The organism is Novosphingobium sp., assembly GCF_049240505.1.
Lineage (GTDB): Bacteria > Pseudomonadota > Alphaproteobacteria > Sphingomonadales > Sphingomonadaceae > Novosphingobium.
This window is the reverse complement of sequence record NZ_JBMLSM010000174.1, coordinates 1-3,148: the sequence shown is the minus strand read 5'-3', so window position 1 is coordinate 3,148 and position 3,148 is coordinate 1. Positions and strand designations below refer to the sequence as shown.

Genomic DNA, 3,148 nt, shown 5'->3' with positions numbered 1-3,148 from the left:
TACCGGTTTGGCCTGCCCGACGCGGGCCTCACATCCTTGACCTTTATGGTCGGGGGGCCTGTCAATGACACTGTAAAAATCCCCACTATTGGCAAAGTAAAATTCCCCACTTTTGCGTTAGCGCGTTTTCATGTTGTCTGATGCATGGCGCCTCCGTCTTTAGGTGGCCGCCCGCGCCGTTTCGGCACCTCGGGCGCAGGCGGCGATAGGTTTGCGGTGGAGCGAACATGCTCGGGCAGAAGGTCGGCGTGGCGGCGCAGGCGGTAGCTTGAGCCGTCGATCTGGATGACGATGGCGTGATGCAACAGCCGATCAAGCAGCGCTGTGGCGACAACCGGGCTACCGAAGATTTCGCCCCACTCTGCAAAGCCGCGATTAGAGGTGAGGATCATCGAGGTCTTTTCGTAACGTGCGTTGACGAGTTGGAAGAACAGATTGCCGCCGCCGGGAATGATCGGGAGGTAACCGATTTCGTCGACTATGAGCAGCGAAGGCCTGCAGTAGAACCGGATCTTTTCACGAAGCGTTCCTTCACGCTCTGCCTTGGCCAAGGCTCCCAGCAAGTCGGCCAACGCAATGAAGTAGACGTGTTGATTGTCGTTGAGAAGTGACCCGTTAGCGGCATAAGTTTTCACTGAGATTTGACCCATGTTTGAACCACACCCTGACCGACCGGTTGGGGGGATGAGGAGTGATCAACATGGATTTATTGAGTGTGATACGTCGTTGGCGTTTTCGGCAAGGGATGCCGATCCGTGAGATTGTACGGCGGACAGGATTGTCGCGGAACACGATCCGCAAGTATTTACGTGCAGACACGTTAGAACCGGTATTCAGGGCCTCTGTTCGGCCGACCAAGCTTGATCCGTTTGCAGAGAAGCTGTCGGGGTGGCTGCGGATTGAGGTTGGCAAGTCGCGCAAGCAGAAGCGCACAGCCAAGCAGATGCACGCTGATCTTGTGGTATTGGGCTATGACGGCTCCTACGAGCGGGTTGCAGCCTTTGTGCGCGCTTGGAAGGCTGAACGCCAACGCGAGCAGCAGACCAGCGGACGCGGCACTTTTGTGCCCTTGGTGTTTGCGGCGGGTGAAGCCTTCCAGTTCGACTGGAGCGAAGACTGGGCCATTATAGGTGGCAGGCAGACCAAGTTGCAGGTAGCGCATACCAAGCTGTCACACAGCCGGGCGTTCATTGTTCGGGCATATCCACTTCAGACCCACGAGATGCTCTTCGACGCGCTTGCTGAAGCGTTCAGGGTGCTGGGCGGTGTTCCCCAGCGGGGTATTTTTGACAATATGAGGACGGCGGTCGATCGCATTGGCCGGGGCAAGGTCAGACAGGTCAACGCGCGTTTTGCCGCTATGGCGAGCCATTACCTGTTTGAAGCAGACTTCTGTAACCCGGCCTCGGGGTGGGAGAAAGGACAGGTCGAGAAGAACGTGCAGGATGCGCGGCGACGGCTGTGGCAGCCCCTTAGTACCTCTGGGCCCAGCTTCCCCAATATCGATGCCCTGAACGTCTGGCTGGAGGAACATTGCATTGCGCAATGGGGGCATATCAAGCACGGTAGCCTGCCTGGTACCGTGGCTGATGTGCATGCCGAAGAAGTCGCCAGCTTGATGCCGCAGGGCCGTATCTTCGACGGCTTTGTCGAACACAGCAAGCGGGTATCCCCGACCTGCCTCGTGAACTTTGACCGTAACCGTTATAGCGTGCCGGCATCGTTTGCGAACCAGCGGGTGAGCCTGCGGATATACCCGAACCGGGTCGTTGTTGTTGCCGAAGGGCAGATCGTGTGCGAGCATGTTCGGATTATTGAGCGCTCGCACCATATGCCAGGCCAAACGGTGTATGACTGGCGCCACTATCTGGCAGTAATCCAACGCAAGCCCGGTGCCTTGCGTAACGGGGCACCCTTCACCGAGCTGCCGCAAGCGTTCCGGCAGTTGCAGGGGCTGATCCTCAAGCGGCCTGGCGGCGACAGGGAGATGGCCGAGATACTGGCGCTTGTGCTGCATCATGATGAGCAGGCAGTGCTATGCGCGGTCGAGCTTGCCCTTGATGCCGGGGTGGCGACCAAAACCCATGTTCTCAATATCCTGCATCGTTTGACCGATGGCAAAGCGATCCCGCCAACCCCTATAGATGCACCACAGGCTTTGCGCCTTGCGCGCGAGCCTCTAGCCAATGTCGGGCGCTACGATGCCCTCCGGAACAAGGAGGCGCGTCATGCGTCATGATCCCGCCAGCGCTGCGATCGTGGTCATGCTACGCGGCCTCAAGATGTACGGCATGGCTGGCGCCGTCAGCGACCTGATCGAACAGGGTGCCCCAGCGTTCCAAGCGGCTGTGCCGATCCTCTCGCAACTGCTCAAGGCGGAGATGACTGAGCGTGAGGTCAGATCCATCGCTTACCACATCAAGGCAGCCCGGTTCCCGGCCTACAAGGATCTGGCCGGGTTCGACTTTGCAGCCAGCGAGGTGAATGAAGCCCTCATCCGTCAACTCCATCGTGGAGATTTTATAGACGGTGCCGACAATATCGTACTGATCGGCGGTCCCGGGACAGGCAAAAGCCACATGGCTACAGCGCTTGGCGTGCAGGCTGTCGAGCATCACCGCAAAAAGGTCCGCTTCTTCTCCACGGTTGATCTGGTCAATGCGCTGGAACAGGAAAAGGCTATGAATAAAGCTGGCCAGGTTGCCGAGCGCCTGCTGCGCCTTGATCTCGTCATTCTCGACGAGTTAGGCTATCTGCCGTTCAGTCCATCAGGCGGCGCGCTGCTGTTCCATCTGCTCTCCAAGCTTTATGAGCAGACCAGCGTCATCATCACCACCAATCTATCGTTCAGCGAATGGGGCGGTGTGTTCGGTGATGCCAAAATGACCACAGCCCTCCTCGATCGACTTACGCACCACTGCCACATCCTTGAGACCGGGAATGACAGCTTCCGCTTCCGCGCCAGTGCCGCAGCGCCCAAAAACAGAAAGGAAAAACCAGCCTCTTGACCCAAAACCCGCAACGCGGGATATAACAACCACCTGGGTCACTTCTCAGTGAAAATAACGGGTCACTTCTCAACGACAATCAACAGGCGGTCTGCCACCCTTCGAACCGTCCGAATAAGCCAGTGCATTGTCCAGGATCA

The 3,148-nt window shown here is 57.9% G+C and carries 3 protein-coding genes; 2 read left to right on the top strand and 1 reads right to left on the bottom strand.

Going from position 1 to position 3,148, the window contains the following annotated elements:
• Positions 1 to 128 precede the first annotated feature (128 nt).
• On the bottom strand, positions 129 to 650 hold the full coding sequence (locus ACOVQ0_RS14205; protein ID WP_421885655.1) for an ATP-binding protein: 522 nt from the start codon (positions 648 to 650) through the stop codon (positions 129 to 131).
• A 50-nt stretch (positions 651 to 700) separates the two neighbouring features.
• Between ACOVQ0_RS14205 and istA the strand changes: the two genes are divergently transcribed.
• Together istA and istB are read left to right on the top strand one after the other, a co-directional pair.
• Positions 701 to 2,239: an IS21 family transposase gene (gene istA / locus ACOVQ0_RS14200; protein ID WP_421885657.1), complete on the top strand. Its 1,539-nt coding sequence runs from the start codon at positions 701 to 703 to the stop codon at positions 2,237 to 2,239.
• Positions 2,229 to 3,008 (top strand): IS21-like element helper ATPase IstB, encoded by a 780-nt coding sequence (istB, locus tag ACOVQ0_RS14195; protein ID WP_421885652.1) that lies wholly within the window; start codon positions 2,229 to 2,231, stop codon positions 3,006 to 3,008. Before istA ends, istB begins: the two co-directional genes overlap by 11 nt.
• The last annotated feature ends 140 nt before the right edge of the window (positions 3,009 to 3,148 follow it).